This is a genomic window from Gabonibacter massiliensis (genome assembly GCA_001487125.1).
Lineage (GTDB): Bacteria > Bacteroidota > Bacteroidia > Bacteroidales > Marinifilaceae > Gabonibacter > Gabonibacter massiliensis.
This window is the reverse complement of sequence record LN913013.1, coordinates 1,616,466-1,633,350: the sequence shown is the minus strand read 5'-3', so window position 1 is coordinate 1,633,350 and position 16,885 is coordinate 1,616,466. Positions and strand designations below refer to the sequence as shown.

The following is a 16,885-nucleotide window of genomic DNA, read 5'->3' as shown; positions in this document are numbered from 1 at the left end:
CAAATAAAAAACGAATGAAACAACCGTTAGCATACGTTCATCCGGAAGCGCAGATCGCCGATAATGTGGTGATTGAGCCTTTTGTGACGATAGATAAGAACGTGGTGATAGAAGAAGGAACGCGTATCGGGTCGAATGTAACCATATTGGAAGGTGCGCACATTGGAAAAAATTGTAAGATATTTCCAGGAGCCGTTATTTCGGCGGTCCCGCAAGATTTGAAATTTAAAGGAGAGAAATCGATCGTAATGATTGGTGATAATACCACGATTCGGGAGTGTGTGACCGTGAATCGCGGAACGGCAGCCAAGGGTATCACTAAAATCGGTAATAATTGTTTGATTATGGCGTATGCCCATATTGCTCACGATTGTGAAATCGGTAATAATTGCATTATAACGAATGCCTGCCAGTTGGCGGGTGAAGTCGTGGTGGATGATTTTGCTATTTTGGGGGGTATGACTGCCGTGCATCAATTTGTACATATCGGGCGCCACGTAATGATTCAGGGCGGTTCTTTGATCGGTAAGGATGTTCCTCCTTTCGTGAAGGCCGGAAGATTACCGCTTTCTTATGCCGGAGTGAACTCTATCGGGTTGCGCCGCCGGGAATTTACCAACGAGAAAATCAACGAGATACAGGATATCTATCGGATTCTTTATCAATCCGGTTTAAACAATTCCGATGCGATAGAACGCATTGAAGCGGAAATGCCCGCTTCCAAGGAAAGAGATGAAATCATTCTTTTCGTTCGTAATAGCAAGCGAGGAATTATGAAAGGATATTTAGGATAAAAAAAGCGCCGATCGGCGCTTTTTTTATTGGTTCAATTTTATTCCTCTTGTCTGTACGGGATTTTAGTTCCCTCTTCTACTGTATCGGTAGTGTATATCTTGTCGAGAAAGGAGGGAGCGTATGATTTTGCAGGTCCCGGAGGGGGAGGACAGTCTAATCTATACGAAATATCATAATCATCATCCCGAATCTCGACGGTAACAGATTTAGAAGGATCTCCTAAACCGTATCTTGTTTCTGCGCGGGCTCTGAAGGCATAATCGTAACCAGGGATTAAATCCGTAATTTTGATGGTTGAAATAAAAGATTTGACAGGAATCCATTCTTTATGATCAAGTCTACGGTATTCGACAATGTATCCTTCTATGGGAGCTGGATAATATCGAACTTCGGCTGTTATGGTTACCGATGTTACAGCAAATAGTGATACATTAATACATAACAATGCACATAGCATTACCCATTTTTTAATTGATATCATAATATTCAGTTTAATTAATAAAAATCTGTGTCAAAGATAAGGTATTGTGTGTAGATATCCAAAATGAATTATTATTATTTTAATAAAAAAATAAAATAGTTATATAAATTATATATATACAGATACTTGTGTCGAATGGTTGGTTTGATATCAATACCGCGGGTAATGACTTAAGTTTTATATCGGATTTTAATCGTTTTTTGAATCACGGTCGTATGGATAAAAAAGACCTTGCCGCTTAACGGCAAGGTCTTTTAAGTATATGGCGTAATATCGAATTACAATTTCGGTCCGGCAGTCACTAAGGATTTTCCATGAGGGTTTCCGGTGAATTTTTCGAAATTCTTAACGAAACGTCCGGCGAGGTCTTTGGCTTTTGTATCCCAATCGGCAACGTTGGCATAGGTGTTGCGCGGATCCAGAATCTGGGTGTCAACACCCGGAAGAGCCGTCGGAACAGCCAAGTTAAAATAGGGAATCTCCTTCATTTCGGCCTTATCGATAGAGCCGTCTAAGATCGCGTCGATGATACCGCGTGTATCTTTGATGGAGATACGTTTTCCTGTACCGTTCCATCCGGTATTCACTAAATAAGCGGTAGCTCCGACCGCTTCCATTCTCTTCACCAGCTCCTGGCCGTATTTGGTCGGGTGCAAAGAGAGGAATGCAGCTCCGAAACAAGCGGAGAAGGTCGGTGTCGGTTCGGTGATTCCTCTTTCTGTCCCGGCTAATTTGGCGGTGAAACCACTCAAGAAGTAGTATTGGGTTTGTTCCGGAGTTAATTTGGAAACGGGAGGTAGTACTCCGAAAGCATCGGCTGTCAGGAAGATTACTTTTTTAGCATGTCCCCCTTTGGAGATCGGTTTTACGATATTCTTAATATGATAAATAGGATAAGAAACACGGGTGTTTTCAGTAACCGACTTGTCTGCAAAATCGATCTTTCCGTTAGCATCTACCGTAACGTTTTCGAGCAACGCGTCGCGGGTAATGGCATTGTAAATATCCGGTTCGGCTTCCTTGGATAGGTTGATGACTTTGGCATAGCAACCGCCTTCATAGTTGAATACTCCCTCGTCGTCCCAGCCGTGTTCATCGTCCCCGATCAACAGACGTTTCGGATCGGTAGACAGGGTCGTTTTACCCGTTCCCGATAAACCGAAAAAGATGGCTGTGTTTTCTCCGTTCAAATCCGTGTTGGCGGAACAGTGCATGGAAGCAATACCTCTTAACGGATTCAGATAGTTCATGATGGAGAACAATCCCTTTTTCATCTCTCCGCCATACCAAGTGTTCAGGATAACTTGTTCCTTCGTGGCCAAATTGAATACGGTCGCTGTTTCGGAGTTTAAACCTAACTCTTTGTAGTTTTCGACTTTTGCTTTGGAAGCGTTGAAACAAACAAAATCGGGTTCCCCGTAGTTAGCTAACTCTTCTTCCGTGGGACGGATGAACATATTTTTAACGAAGTGTGCCTGCCAGGCTACTTCCATGATAAAACGAACCTTCAAACGGGTACTGGGATTTGCACCGCAAAATGTATCTACCACAAACAATCTTTTTCCGGACAGCTCTTTGACAGCTAATTCTTTCAATGCTTTCCAGGTAGCTTCGGATGTCGGTTTGTTATCGTTTTTATATTCATCGGAGGTCCACCATACTGAATCTTCACTTGCTGCATTTTTTACAAAGAATTTATCTTTGGGAGAACGGCCCGTGTAGATACCGGTCATTACGTTTACAGCCCCTAATTCGGTTACGACACCCTTATCGTAGCCGGTTAAACCCGGTTTCGTCTCTTCCTCGAAAAGAGTTTCGTAGGAAGGATTGTGTAAGATCTCTGTTACACCGGTAATTCCGTACTTGCTTAAATCTAATTTTGACATAATAGTAAATTTATATAAACCATTTATTAATACTTTTTTTCTGTAATTACTTTGCAAATGTAGGAAACATTTCGTTATAAAATTGTCTTCTTCCTTTTTCCTCTTCTCCTTTATGCTTTATTAACATTCAATTTTCATTCTATATTTACACCGCTTCTCAAACGTTCGAAAATCAGTCGAACGTATTTATCCGTCCCGATTTTAGAAGCGATGTTTTGGATATAATTAGCCGAAAACGGGGTATTTAGCTTTTTTTCGATCCGATTTCTTGCGATAGCGGTTAAGGCGGCTACTTGAAGGTAGGGGACGCCCGATTCCAAAAATTCATCTACTATTTCTTCTAAATCTTCTCGTTTGGATAACACGAGGGTTCCAAAATATTCGGCGATTTCGAAATTGAAACACAAAGATAATAATTGTGTAATTTTTTCTTTAATTGCCAAAGAAGGAGGTAACAAGAAACATGCCAAGATTTGTTCTTCGCGTCTTTGGGTACCCCATAACAAGAGAGCGAGTTCCAGATTTCGGGGATAGTTCCGGGATAGCGTTTTCAGGGATATATAGCTGGCTCCGACTTGTCCTTGGGTATCCGCCCCGATTCTTTCCAAGCTGTCTAATCCTTTTCCGTTCTGTAACCGGCGTATCCGGTGGCGAATCTGGTGAAACAATTGTTCCAGCTCTTTATTGATCGGGCGTATTTCCATAATCCGGTAAATATGAAGTCTGCATGTTATTTTTATACTTCACAAAGTTAGCGATAAGAATTTAGATTTTTTTATTTGCAAATATGTTTTGTAGCATATGCAAACGTTTGAGTAGATGAGTTTTATCACTCAACTTTGTTTGTTAAAAAATTATTAAGTCTTTATAAAAAATAAATTATTCCAATAGATGTTTCTATCTTCGTTCCCATTTCGAGAAAAAAGGTTTATTTAAAAAATAGTATAATGATGATGAGATGTTTTCTATGGTTATTTCCTTGTTTCTTTGTTTTAATTTGTACCGGTCAACAAGCCAACTATAAACGTGCCGAGCAATTTATGCGGGGAAGGGGAAATGATTTGATCGGCTCGACGAAAGTCGAACCCCGATTTCTTAAAGAGAGTGATAAATTTTGGTTTACGTACAAAACGGGAGACGGCTTGCGCTACTATTTCGTCGATCCGAAGGCCCGGAAAAAGCAAGAACTTTTCGATCGTGATTTTATGGCGAGAGAGTTAAGCAAGATCACTCACAAACCGATGAATAGTAAAAATTTAACTTTACAGAATATCCGATTCAAGGAAGATGAAAAAACAATGACTTTTCAGATGGATACTTTTGCATTTTCTTATGATATATTTGCCCGGCGATTGGTTAAATTGGATTCTTTAGAGAAAGAAGAAAAGTCGAAATCCCGTGCTCCGGGGCTTATCGGTAGCTATTCTCCTGACAGTACTTACGTGGTGTATGCTAAAAAGCATAACCTGTACGCGATGCGGGTAAAGGATTCCGTTGAAACCCAGTTGACTACCGACGGGGAAATTTACCATTCCTATGCTTATGCGGAAGAGGATACTTCCGCTCAGAAGATGGCTGCCAAGATTGTGTGGTTTAAAAATTCCAATCGGTTTTACGTGAGACGGTCGGATGACAGGAAAGTAAATTCTTTATTTGTTGTTAATGTCCTGGGAGAACGTCCTCGCTTGCAAAAATATAAATATGTTTTTGCCGGAGACGAGCACGTGACGCAGTACGATCTCTCTGTTTTCGATGTGGATGCCAAAAAACAGATTCGGGTTCCGATTGAGAAGTGGAAGGATCAGAAAGTGAGTGTTTTATATGTGGCGAAGAAAACGGATAAATTTTATGTACAACGTAAAAAGCGGACGTGTGACGAATTGGATATTTGTGAGGTCGATGCGATTACCGGTGAGGTGAAGGTTTTGATAAATGAGACGGATAAGCCTTATTTTAACGATGATTTTTACCATATCTCTTTTCTGAATGACGGGGAGGATATCATATGGTGGTCCGAGCGTACGGGACACGGACACTTCTATCATTATGACGGAGAGGGAAATTTAAAAAACGAAATTACTTCGGGGGAATGGACAGCCGGAAAAATGATAAAAATCGATACGGTCCATCGAACGATGTATTTTGCAGCCTATGGGCAAGTAAAGGGAGAGCCTCCTTATTATGCACGGATTAACAAGGCCGATATAGACGGGAAAAAAGGTGTTGAGATATTGACACCGGAGATGGCAACCCATGCTGCCGATTTTTCTCCCTCCGGACGCTATTTTGTGGACAATTATTCCCGGGCGGATTTGGAACCGAGGAGTGTGTTGAGAGACAACAGAGGTAAAGTCGTGTTCGAATTACCGAAGCCTGATCTTTCCCGTTTGTATGAAACGGGGTGGAAAATGCCGGAACCTTTTACCGTGAAGGCGGCCGATGGGGTGACCGATCTGTACGGTTTCATGTGGAAACCTTTTGATTTTGATTCGACCAAGACTTATCCGGTTATCTCCTACGTCTATCCGGGACCGCAGACAGAAGCTTTCCCGTTAGTCTTTAGCGTTACTTCCGTTTACAACGCGGGGTTGGCTCAGGTCGGTTTTGTCGTAGTCTCGTTCGGGCACCGCGGGGGAACTCCCTTGAGGGATAAATGGTATCATACTTACGGTTACGGAAACTTGAGGGATTACCCTCTGGCGGATGACAAGTACGGTATAGAACAGTTGGCATCCCGTCATCCTTTTATCGATATTTCGCGGGTGGGTATTTTCGGGCATTCCGGAGGTGGTTTTATGTCTACGGCCGCCTTGTGTACGTATCCTGATTTCTATACGGCAGCGGTATCTTCTGCCGGTAATCACGATAATAATATCTATAACCAATGGTGGGGAGAGACCCACCATGGAATAAAAGAAGAAGTTCGTGAAATCCGGGAAACGGTAAAGGATTCTCTTACCGGGAAGGACACGACGATCGTTCGTCGGGAGACTTATTTTAAAACCCGCGTTCCGACTAATATAGAGTTAGCGAAACAGCTGAGAGGGTATTTATTGTTGGTGACGGGAGATGTGGATAATAACGTGCATCCGGGTAATACCCTTCGGATGGCAGATGCATTGCTGAAGGCCGGAAAAAATTTCGATTTGGTGGTGCTCCCGGGTATTCGTCACGGGTTTTCCGGGATTCAGGATGATTTCTTCCAGCGGAAGATGTGGTTTCATTTTGCCAAGCATCTTTTAGGAGATTACACGTCGGAAACTTATCGGGAAATTGATGAGTATAACAGGAAAAAATAAAGGTCGCCGAGCGACCTTTATTTTTATAATTCGGCCAACTGTTGCTCGATGGCTTTAATTCTGGCTTCGGCATCCGCCTGCTTCTTTTTTTCGTTTTCGATTACTTGTGCCGGGGCTCCGTTCACGAATTTCTCGTTGCCGAGTTTTTTCATGACGGAAGCCAGAAAACCTTTGGCGTAAGCCAGGTCCGTTTCTAATTTTGCTTTTATCTCTTCCGTGTTCAGTTGCCCGACGGCGGGAATAAAATATTCCACGGTATCGGCAATGAAACTCCATGCTCCTTTAACGCTGTCGCTAACCTCCTCTACCCGTTCTATATTTCCCATCTTTCGGATAATGGATTCGAATTTTTTCGGATAGCGTTCATTACTTTTTATCTTTAGAACGATAGCCTCTTTAAAAGCGACGTTATTTTGTTTACGTATGTTGCGGATGCCGGCAATTACTTCTTTGGCGTGCTCGAATTCGGTTAGAAAACGATTGTCGTATTCTTCCAGCGTCGGCAATACGGAAACCATAATGCTTTCTCCGCTTTTTCTTTCCCGTAAATTTTGCCAGATCTCTTCCGTGATAAACGGCATGAAAGGGTGGAGGAGCTGTAACATCTCTTCAAATAGGCGCAATGTTTTCTCGTAAGTCGTCCGGTCTATCGGTTGCTCGTAAGCAGGTTTGATAATCTCGAGTAACCAGGAAGAGAATTCGTCGCGAAAACCGGTATAAACAGTCATTAAGGCTTCTGATATCCGATACTGGTCGAATTGGGCGTTCAGGGTCTCTACGCTTTTTCGTAAGTATTGTTCGAACCATTCGATCGCTAACTTCGAGTGAAGAGGTTGTTCAATGTCGGCAACCTTCCAGTTGTTAACGAGACGGAAAGCATTCCACATTTTTGTTGTAAAGTTTCGTCCTTGTTCCGGTAGGCTTTCGTCGAATAACAAATCTCCTCCGGCCGGAGAGCATAACAACATGCCTACGCGGACGCCATCGGCTCCGTATTGTTCAATCAGGTCTAAAGGATCGGGAGAGTTCCCTAAAGATTTGGACATTTTTCTTCCGATCTTATCCCGGACGATTCCCGTGAAATAGACACTTCGGAAGGGCATGGCCTTTCGGTATTCGTATCCGGCCATAATCATGCGGGCAACCCAAAAGAAAATAATATCCGGAGCCGTGACGAGGTCACTCGTCGGATAATAGTAGTTGATTTCATCGTTGTCCGGATGATTGATGCCATCGAATAGGGAGATAGGCCATAACCAGGAGGAGAACCAGGTATCGAGGCAGTCCTCGTCTTCCCGGAGATCGGCAAGCGTGAGGCTTTTGTTGTTGCTTTTTACCTTCGCTAATTCTAACGCTTTTTCAGCTGTTTCCGCCACCACGAATCCTCCTTCCGGGAGGAACCAGGCCGGGATCCGATGTCCCCACCACAACTGTCGGCTGATACACCAGTCTTTGACGTTTTCCATCCAATGACGGTATGTGTTTTTGAATTTGGCAGGATAGAATTTGATATCGTCCTTCATAACGGCATCTAATGCCGGTTTGGCTAAATCGGCCATTTTCAGAAACCACTGCATGGAGAGTTTGGGCTCTATCGGTACATTCGTGCGTTCTGAATAACCTACTTTGTTTTCGTAGGATTCGACCTTCTCCAGCAGCCCCGCGGCTCTCAGATCTTGTTCGATCTGCGTACGGACCTCGAAGCGGTCCATGCCGATATACAGTCCCGCGGCCTCGCTAAGAGTTCCGTTGTCGTTGAAAATATCGATGGAAGGCAGGTTGTATTTTTCGCCTAACATATAATCGTTCACGTCATGGGCGGGAGTCACTTTCAAACAACCGGTTCCGAATTCACTATCCACGTACTCATCCTCGATAACTGGAATGACGCGGTTTACTAAAGGCACGATCACTTTTTTACCTTTTAAATGTTGATTTTTCGGATCGTTGGGGTTGATGCACATGGCCGTGTCTCCCATGATGGTTTCCGGACGGGTGGTCGCCACGATGGCGTACCCCTCTTCTCCTTCGATTTTGTAACGAAGATAGTATAGTTTGCTATGCTCCTCTTTGTAGATAACCTCTTCGTCGGAGAGGGCGGTCAAGGCTTTGGGATCCCAATTTACCATTCTCACTCCGCGATATATCAATCCTTTGTTATACAGGTCGACGAAAACCTTGATAACGCTTTCCGAACGTTTGTCGTCCATGGTAAAGGCTGTCCTTTCCCAGTCGCAGGAAGCCCCTAATTTGCGAAGTTGTTTTAAAATAATACCCCCGTGCTCTTCCGTCCAATCCCAGGCGTGTTTCAGAAATTCGTCTCGCGTTAAATCTGTTTTTTTGATCCCTTTCTGGGCTAATCTGTTTACTACTTTAGCTTCCGTGGCAATGGAGGCATGATCGGTTCCCGGCACCCAACAGGCATTTTTACCGGATAAACGGGCCCTTCTGACGAGAACATCCTGAATAGTATTGTTCAACATATGTCCCATGTGCAACACTCCGGTCACGTTGGGAGGAGGAATTACTATGCAGTAAGGAGTTCTTGTTTTGTCGACCGAAGAATGAAAGAGCTTGTGTTCCATCCAGTATCGATACCATTTCTCTTCGCTCGTTTTCGGGTCATAGTTTGTGGGAACCATTTTCATTTACAGTTTTAAATTTACGATTTCTAATTTTTAATTGAAAAAAGAGGTTGTCCGAATGTTTTGTCGGCAACCTCTTTATTTTATTTAAATATTCAGCTTCTTTTATTCATCCGCTTTTTTTACTCTTCTGCTCTTCTTCTTCTGAGATTCAAGTGCTGCTTCCAGGTCTGCCTGTTGCTGTGAACCGTCGTAGTCACAGATGTATTTGTCAATTAATATACGGCCGCAATATTCACAGACGATGATTTTTTTCCGGGAACGGATGTCCAATTGTCTTTGAGGAGGAATTTTGTTGAAACATCCTCCGCAGGCATCCCGGTCCACGGTGACGACGGCTAAACCGTTGCGAGCATTGGCGCGAATCCTGCGGTAAGCCGTGACGAGACGCTCATCGATAGTGGCAGCCAATTGTTCCGATTTGGCCGTCAAAGACTCTTCATCTTTATGTGTCTCTTGGATGATATCGTTCAATTCACTTTTTTTAGCTTCCAAATCAGCGACTTTGTCTTCATACCGTTTGGTGGCTTCTGCCATTAAAGCTTCTTTTTCCGTTTTGTTTTTTTGCGATTCGCGAATTCGTTTGTCCTGAAGTTCGATTTCTAATTTTTGGAATTCGACTTCCTTGCTCAAAGCGTCGTATTCCCGATTGTTGCGAACATTATCCAATTGTTCGCTGTATTTTTTGATGGCATCTTCAGCCTTCTTTATATCTTGTTTTCTTTGAGCGGTTGTTTTGTCCAATTCACTCAATTCCGTTTTAAAGTTTTCGATTCGAGTTTCTAAACCTGCGATCTCGTCCTCAAGGTCCTGAACTTCCAACGGCAACTCGCCCCTGAGTGTTTTGATTTTGTCGATCTCGGTGTCAATTCGTTGTAATTCATACAGGTTCTGCAATTTCTCTTCAATTGTCAGATCTTGCATTTTTTCATTGTTATTCGTCACCATATATTATAAATAGTTTATCGGATTTGTATTAATATCAGAAAACTGAACGGCAAATTTAGGCATTTTTTTTGTAACTAACTCATAAAAGATATCTTTTGTGAATTGTTCACTTTCATAATGTCCGATATCGGCTAAAATAATCCGGTTCTCCGTTAAGAAAAAATCATGGTATTTGAGATCTCCCGTAATATATAGGTCTGCCTTTTTAAGAATCGCCGTTGGCAGAAATGAAGCCCCGGCTCCCCCGCATACGGCTACCCGTTGGATTTGTCTCTTGGATGGGTTCGTATAACGGATGCCTTTACAATGAAAAGTCTCCTTCACGTGTTGGAGGAAAAAGATGGGATCGACAGGGGAATCCAGCGTTCCGATGATGCCATATCCGTATGGATAGGGCGTCTCTCCTTCCTGTTGCAATATTTCCTGATCTGTCAAACATAGTTTATCCGCCATTCTGCCGCTGACTCCCTGGGCGATAACGTCCATGTTCGTGTGGGCCGCGTAGATCGCGATCTCGTTCTTAACGGCAAGTATAATGGATCTTTCGACGTAAGTTGAAGGGGTGATTTGTTTTAATCCTTTGAATATAAGAGGATGATGGGAGATGATAAGATTGTGTCCTTTTTGGATTGCTTCCCGTACGACATCCTCTGTTACGTCGATACAAAGTAAAATCGAAGTGACTTCTTGCTCGACATCCCCACAAATCAGCCCGGAGTTATCAAAATCGGCCTGTAACTCTCTTGGTGCATACGCTTCGATGATCTGAATAATCTCCTGTATTTTCATGACGAATGGGTTTAAATCGTAGAAAGATTCGTTTTACTTCAGATTCTCCTTGATGGAAATCAGTTCTTCCTTTATGTTTTTTAATTTCTTAATGATCTCGAATCGGAGTTCCGTTTCTTCTTTTCTGTCTTTTAGTTGTAACTGGGCTCCTTTCAGGGTCATTCCTTTTTCTTTTACAAGATGATAGATCAAGTGAAAATTATCCACGTCGTTTTTGGTGAATTGTCGGTTGCCCTTTTTGTTTTTGTGCGGCTTTATGATATCGAATTCTTTTTCCCAGAAACGGATCAAAGAAGCATTTACGCCGAACATACCGGCTACTTCTCCGATGGAGTAATATACTTTTAAATCTTGTTCTTCTTTTTTCATAATCCCGTATGATTTTTAGTCTGGATTACAAAGTGATTTAGTCCATACTCTGTCCCGTATTGTTAGCCGCCTCAACCATGGCATCGAATTCTTCCGCGGTAAGGTCGTTAAAATAGTAGTTTATCGGATCTACAGGTTTTCCGTTTTTCCGGACCTCGTAGTGTAAATGAGGACCTGTGGAAAGTCCCGTATTCCCTAAATATCCGATGACATCACCCCGTTTTATTTTTTGCCCTTTTTTCACGTAAGACTCTTTCATGTGAGCGTAAAGGGTTTTATAATTAAAGCCGTGGTCGATAACAACATGGCGTCCATATCCTTTGTCGAATGTGTTGCTCTCCACGATTCCGTCTCCCGTGGCATAGATGGGAGTTCCCACGATACCGGTGAAATCCATTCCTGCATGAAATTTTACCGTTTTGTAGATGGGGTGCATGCGCCATCCGTACGAAGAAGAGACAGGATGTGCTGCATTTTTAGAAACGGGTAGGATGGCCGGGATAGAAGCTAACATTTCGATCTTGTTTTTGGCCAGCTTTTCGACTTCGTCGTACGATTTGCTCTGAATATAGATGGCTTTGGATAATTGATCGATTTTCCGGGCTGTTTCTATAATCAGATCTGAATTTTTCAGGTGCTCCAAGTACTCGTATTTGTTGACTCCTCCCGTGCCGGCCCGGCGTATGGAAGTTGCAATCGGGTCCGTTTCGAAGATGACGCGGTATATGTTATCGTCTCTCTGCTCGAGATCTTTTAAAATATTGTCTAACCGTTTAACTTCGTTACTTAATAGATGATATTGGGTAAGGATCTCTTCGTTTTCCCTTTTCAGGGCTTTCTCCTTGGGCGAATCCATAAAAGCAAATATAAGAAGAAGCATCACGATGGCTAAAGAGAAACTTGAGATGAATTTTTGAATGGCCTTTCTGATTCTTTTTCTTATCGTTGTCTCTATTTTATCAAAAGATAATGTTTCTGAATTAAAATGATACCCAGCTTTTGGCATAATCTGGTTTGTTTGTAATAAATTTATTGTTTCCGGCGCAAAGTTAAAAGAAATAATCTAAATTTGCAACCTTATAATTCTATGGCCTTTCGGACACGATTGCAGTTCGTTAGCGGAGTTTAATTATTTAGAAAAATAGCTATATGAAGTCGGCAGAGATCAGACAAAAATTTCTGGATTTTTTTGAGAAGAAGTCTCATATGATAGTCCCTTCCGCCCCGATGGTAATTAAGGGAGATCCCACGTTGATGTTTACAAATGCTGGGATGAATCAGTTCAAGGATATTATTTTGGGAAACGTGCGGCCGAAAGCGACGAGGGTGGCCGATTCTCAGAAATGTTTACGGGTTTCAGGTAAACATAACGATCTGGAAGAGGTGGGACATGATACCTATCATCATACGATGTTCGAGATGTTGGGAAATTGGTCGTTCGGTGATTATTTCAAAAAGGAGGCGATTGCTTACGCGTGGGAGTTCCTGACCGAGGAGATGAAATTGGATAAAGAGAGATTATATGCTACGGTGTTCGAAGGTAGTAACGAGGATCATCTGGATGCGGACACGGAAGCTTTAACATTTTGGTCCGATTATTTACCCCGGGAACGTATCCTCTTCGGGAATAAGAAGGATAATTTCTGGGAGATGGGAGATATGGGGCCTTGCGGTCCCTGTTCGGAGATCCACATTGATTTGCGTCCCGAAGAAGAACGAAAATTGAAGCCGGGGTGCGAATTAGTGAATAAAGATCATCCTCTCGTAATCGAGATATGGAATCTGGTATTCATGCAATATAACCGGAAAGCAGATGGTAGTTTGGAGAATCTTCCCAATCACCATGTGGATACGGGTATGGGATTTGAACGGTTGTGTATGGCTGTTCAAGGTAAACGTTCCAATTACGATACGGATGTATTCACTCCCATTCTTGAAGAGATTTCCGAGCTTAGTGGAATTCGCTACGGTAAGGATGAAAAGGCGGATATCGCCATGAGGGTGGTAGCCGACCATTTGAGAACCATAGCTTTTTCGATTACCGACGGGCAATTGCCGTCCAATGTGAAGGCGGGTTATGTCATTCGTCGTATTTTGCGGAGAGCGGTACGTTATGCGTATACCTTTTTAGGCCAGAAAGAGGCTTTTATGTTTAGGTTGGTTCCCGTGTTGATAGAAGTTATGGGGCAACATTATCCCGAATTATCTAACCAACGGGTGTTAATAGAGCGTGTGATCCAGGAAGAGGAACAGGCTTTTTTTAAGACGTTGGATAAGGGGATAAAGTTGTTGGACAGAATTATTGCCAAAACGAAGGAAGAGGATTACGTGACGGTTCCGGGGAATGTAGCTTTTGAACTTTATGATACGTATGGTTTTCCTTTGGATTTGACGGAATTGATTCTTCGTGAAAACGGATTAGTTGTAAATCGCCGGGAATTTAAAGCGGAAATGGAGGCTCAAAAAGAACGTTCCAGATCAGCTGCCGCTGTCGATACAGACGATTGGGTAGAATTGATCGCGGACGATACGCAAGAGTTCGTGGGTTACGATTACACGGAGACAGAAGTACGGATAGCCCGTTACAGAAGAATAATCACCAAGGGAAAAACCTTTTATCAACTTGTGTTTAATATTACTCCTTTTTATGGAGAAGGGGGTGGTCAGGTAGGTGATAGCGGTTATCTTATTTCTGATGTTGAAAAAATACGGATCATCGATACCCAGAAAGAAAACGGATTGACGGTACATATTACGGATAAATTACCGGGAGATCTGACCCAGACGTTTACGGCACGGGTTGACACGGAAAGACGGACGGCTATTGCAAACAACCATACGGCGACTCATTTGTTGCATCATGCTTTGCGGGAAGTGTTGGGAACGCATGTGGAACAAAAGGGGTCATTCGTGAGTAACGACTATCTGCGTTTTGATTTCTCCCATTTTCAGAAGGTTACGAATGAGGAGTTGGACAAGGTCGCTGCTATCGTGAATCGTAGGATACGGGAAAATTCGCTGCTGGAAGAGAATCGTTCCATGCCTATAGGGGAGGCGAAGAAAATGGGAGCAATGGCGATTTTCGGCGAAAAATACGGGGATTTGGTACGCGTGGTGAAATTTGGGGAATCTGTGGAGTTGTGTGGAGGAACGCATGCCCATGCTACCGGACAACTCGGATTTTTTAAAATCGTTTCCGAAAGTTCTGTTGCCGCGGGGATACGTAGGATTGAAGCGATAACGGCAGCAAAGGCCGAAGAGTACATTTTGAATCATTTCCATATGTTTAACGAGGTGGAGAATATGTTCAAGTCCAATCGCGGGGTTTTGGAGAATATTCGGAGTCTGTTGGAAGAGAACGTGGAATTGAAAAAAGATATTGAAAAGTTTGAGAATGAGTCGCTAAAAATAGCCAAAAACGGTCTGAAAAACAGTAAACGGGTAGTAAGGGATATTAATTTTATATCTAAAAATCTCTCGTTCCCGTCTACGAAGGTGAAGGATTTGGCTTTTCAGCTGAAGGGAGAAGTGGATAGACTGGTTTTGATCATAGGAGGCGTATACAACGGGAAACCCCATTTAACGGTGATGATCAGTGAATCCTTAGTAAAGGAATATGATTTGCATGCAGGACAAATTGTCAAAGATGCGGCACAGGAAATGAAAGGCGGTGGAGGCGGCCAACCGTTTTTTGCAACTGCCGGAGGTTCAGATCCTGAAGGTGTAGAGCACGCGATCCAAAGAGCCGAGAGGTTAATATTAGACAAAATTAAAGTGGATTTGGTATAAAATTTGCACTTCGATGTGTAATGTTAAAAAAAAATTATACATTTGTTTTGTGGAAAAGTGAAAACTAATTTGAGTATTACAAATAAAATTAAGAATTCTATGAAAAGAACTTTTGGATTGGTTGCGGTTATTGGTTTGACCGGACTTGTTGCTGTGTCTTGTTCTTCTTTGAAAAAGATGGAAAAACGTGCAAATGAAGTTACGTATGTGGTAACTCCTGAAACTTTGGTTACGAAGGGCGGTATGGTTGATTTGAAAATTGATGTTACTTTCCCGGAAAAATATTTCCATAAAAAAGTAACAATTGAAGCCACTCCGGTATTGAGATATGAAGGAGGCGAAAAAGCCTTTGCGGCAAAAGCCATTCAAGGAGAAAAAGTACAGGGCAATAACGAAGTGATTCCTTATGAGGCAGGAAAAACGGTTTCTTACGTGAGCCGGATTCCTTTTGAAGATGCCATGAGACTTTCAAATTTAGAGATCGACATTCTTGGTTCTAAGGGAGAGGCATCTCGGAAATTTGAACCGAGAAAAATCGGTGATGGTGTGATTGCTACGGAAACTTTAGTAGAGAATCAACCGGCTATCGCTTTAGGAGCTGATGCCTTCCAGAGAATTATTAAACAACAAGAAGAGGCTGCGATCTATTTCTTAATCAATGCAGCCAATATTCGTTCCAAAGAGATGACTTCCGAAGAGATGAAGAACTTGCAGAAATTTGTTAAGGAAGCGGCTTCTAAGGAAAATATGAAATTAAACGGTATCGATGTTAGATCATATGCTTCTCCGGACGGTAGCTATGATTGGAACGAGAAGTTAGCTAACAAACGCGAGGCTAATTCTTCTACTTTCATGAAGAAACAAATGAAAAAAGATAAAATTCAACAATATAAGGATGCTGAATTTTTCAAAAAATACGTGGTGGCAGAAGATTGGGAAGGATTCCAGAAAGCTATGGAGGCTTCTAATATTCAAGATAAGGAGTTGATCCTTCGCGTTCTTTCTATGTATTCTGATCCGGAAGTGAGAGAAAGAGAGATCAAAAATATTGCTTCTGCTTTCACGATCATTGCCGATCAAATTCTTCCGAAATTGAGAAGATCCATGTTTGTGGTAAATGCTGAGTTAATCGGTAAATCGGACGAAGAATTGAAAGGTTTGGCTAAATCTAATCCTGCTGAATTGAATGTAGAGGAGTTACTGTATTCTGCTACCCTATTCGATGACAATGCAGACAAATTAGCTATTTATAATCTTTGTATCAGTCAGTTCCCGAGTGATTGGAGAGGTTATAATGATGCCGGTATGATTCAGTTCGAAATGGGACAAGTAGATTTGGCAAAAGCTAATTTCGAGAAAGCCAACTCTTTGTCAGCCAACAATAAAACAATTCAGAATAACTTGGGTGCTATTGCTTTGAAAGAGGGTAATATCGGACAGGCTGAAGTTTATTTCGGAGCTGCTACCGGAGTGGGTAATGAAGTAGATTACAATAAAGGTGTTGTCGCTATCATGAAGGGTGATTATGATAATGCAGTTCGATATTTTGGAAATTGTAGTTGTGTGAACGCTGCTTTAGCTAATATTTTGGCCGGAAATAATAATGAGGCTTTAAAGAAATTGAATGCAGGTGAAAATTCGGCTATGGCTTCTTATTTGAAGGCTGTAATTGGAGCCAGAACAAATGACGATGCCATGGTATTGGATAACTTGAAGAAAGCATGTGCCATGGATGCTGATTTGAAACAATTGGCCGCAACAGACATGGAGTTTGCAAAATATTTCGATAATGCGGATTTTACTTCGATCGTAAAATAATTAATTTCTGATAATTTGGAAAAGGCTATCTGTAATTTTTCAGATAGTCTTTTCTTTTTACCCGCT

The 16,885-nt window shown here is 42.3% G+C and carries 12 protein-coding genes; 4 read left to right on the top strand and 8 right to left on the bottom strand.

What is annotated here, in order from left to right; translation table 11 throughout:
• The first annotated feature begins 14 nt into the window (after positions 1-14).
• Positions 15-794: an acyl-ACP--UDP-N-acetylglucosamine O-acyltransferase gene (gene lpxA / locus BN3283_RS11160; protein ID WP_041502761.1), complete on the top strand. Its 780-nt coding sequence runs from the start codon at positions 15-17 to the stop codon at positions 792-794.
• A gap of 38 nt (positions 795-832) precedes the next feature.
• On the opposite strand, the gene BN3283_RS11155 is transcribed toward lpxA, so the two are convergent.
• The 3 genes from BN3283_RS11155 to BN3283_RS11145 form a co-directional block, all read right to left on the bottom strand.
• Entirely contained in the window at positions 833-1,276 is a 444-nt protein-coding gene (locus BN3283_RS11155) for a fibronectin type III domain-containing protein (RefSeq protein WP_082667101.1), read from the bottom strand.
• 278 nt (positions 1,277-1,554) lie between these two features.
• The gene (gene pckA / locus BN3283_RS11150) at positions 1,555-3,162 is read right to left on the bottom strand and encodes a phosphoenolpyruvate carboxykinase (ATP) (RefSeq protein ID WP_041502763.1); all 1,608 of its coding nucleotides are present in this window, start codon (positions 3,160-3,162) and stop codon (positions 1,555-1,557) included.
• Between the two features lie 134 nt (positions 3,163-3,296).
• A complete protein-coding gene (locus tag BN3283_RS11145; RefSeq protein ID WP_059026685.1) occupies positions 3,297-3,866 on the bottom strand; it encodes a hypothetical protein in 570 nt (189 codons plus the stop codon).
• A gap of 243 nt (positions 3,867-4,109) precedes the next feature.
• On the opposite strand from BN3283_RS11145, the gene BN3283_RS11140 reads away from it, so the two are divergent.
• Positions 4,110-6,461 carry a S9 family peptidase gene (locus BN3283_RS11140; RefSeq protein ID WP_350308233.1) on the top strand — a complete coding sequence of 784 codons (2,352 nt, stop codon included), beginning with the start codon at positions 4,110-4,112 and terminating at the stop codon, positions 6,459-6,461.
• Positions 6,462-6,484: 23 nt separating this feature from the next.
• On the opposite strand, the gene BN3283_RS11135 is transcribed toward BN3283_RS11140, so the two are convergent.
• The 5 genes from BN3283_RS11135 to BN3283_RS11115 all read right to left on the bottom strand — a co-directional run bounded on the left by BN3283_RS11135 (position 6,485) and on the right by BN3283_RS11115 (position 12,218).
• Positions 6,485-9,103: a valine--tRNA ligase gene (locus BN3283_RS11135; protein WP_059027248.1), complete on the bottom strand. Its 2,619-nt coding sequence runs from the start codon at positions 9,101-9,103 to the stop codon at positions 6,485-6,487.
• A 108-nt stretch (positions 9,104-9,211) separates the two neighbouring features.
• Positions 9,212-10,054, bottom strand: coding sequence for a zinc ribbon domain-containing protein (locus BN3283_RS11130; RefSeq protein ID WP_041502765.1), 843 nt, complete (start codon positions 10,052-10,054; stop codon positions 9,212-9,214).
• A 3-nt stretch (positions 10,055-10,057) separates the two neighbouring features.
• Entirely contained in the window at positions 10,058-10,843 is a 786-nt protein-coding gene (locus BN3283_RS11125) for a Nif3-like dinuclear metal center hexameric protein (protein ID WP_059026684.1), read from the bottom strand.
• Positions 10,844-10,876: 33 nt separating this feature from the next.
• Positions 10,877-11,212: a MerR family transcriptional regulator gene (locus tag BN3283_RS11120; RefSeq protein WP_059026683.1), complete on the bottom strand. Its 336-nt coding sequence runs from the start codon at positions 11,210-11,212 to the stop codon at positions 10,877-10,879.
• Between the two features lie 37 nt (positions 11,213-11,249).
• Positions 11,250-12,218, bottom strand: coding sequence for a M23 family metallopeptidase (locus tag BN3283_RS11115; protein ID WP_041502768.1), 969 nt, complete (start codon positions 12,216-12,218; stop codon positions 11,250-11,252).
• Between the two features lie 143 nt (positions 12,219-12,361).
• On the opposite strand from BN3283_RS11115, the gene alaS reads away from it, so the two are divergent.
• Complete coding sequence (gene alaS, locus BN3283_RS11110; RefSeq protein WP_059026682.1) at positions 12,362-15,001, top strand: alanine--tRNA ligase; 2,640 nt, start codon at positions 12,362-12,364, stop codon at positions 14,999-15,001.
• A 99-nt stretch (positions 15,002-15,100) separates the two neighbouring features.
• Entirely contained in the window at positions 15,101-16,819 is a 1,719-nt protein-coding gene (locus tag BN3283_RS11105; protein WP_041502770.1) for a tetratricopeptide repeat protein, read from the top strand.
• Positions 16,820-16,885: the final 66 nt, after the last annotated feature.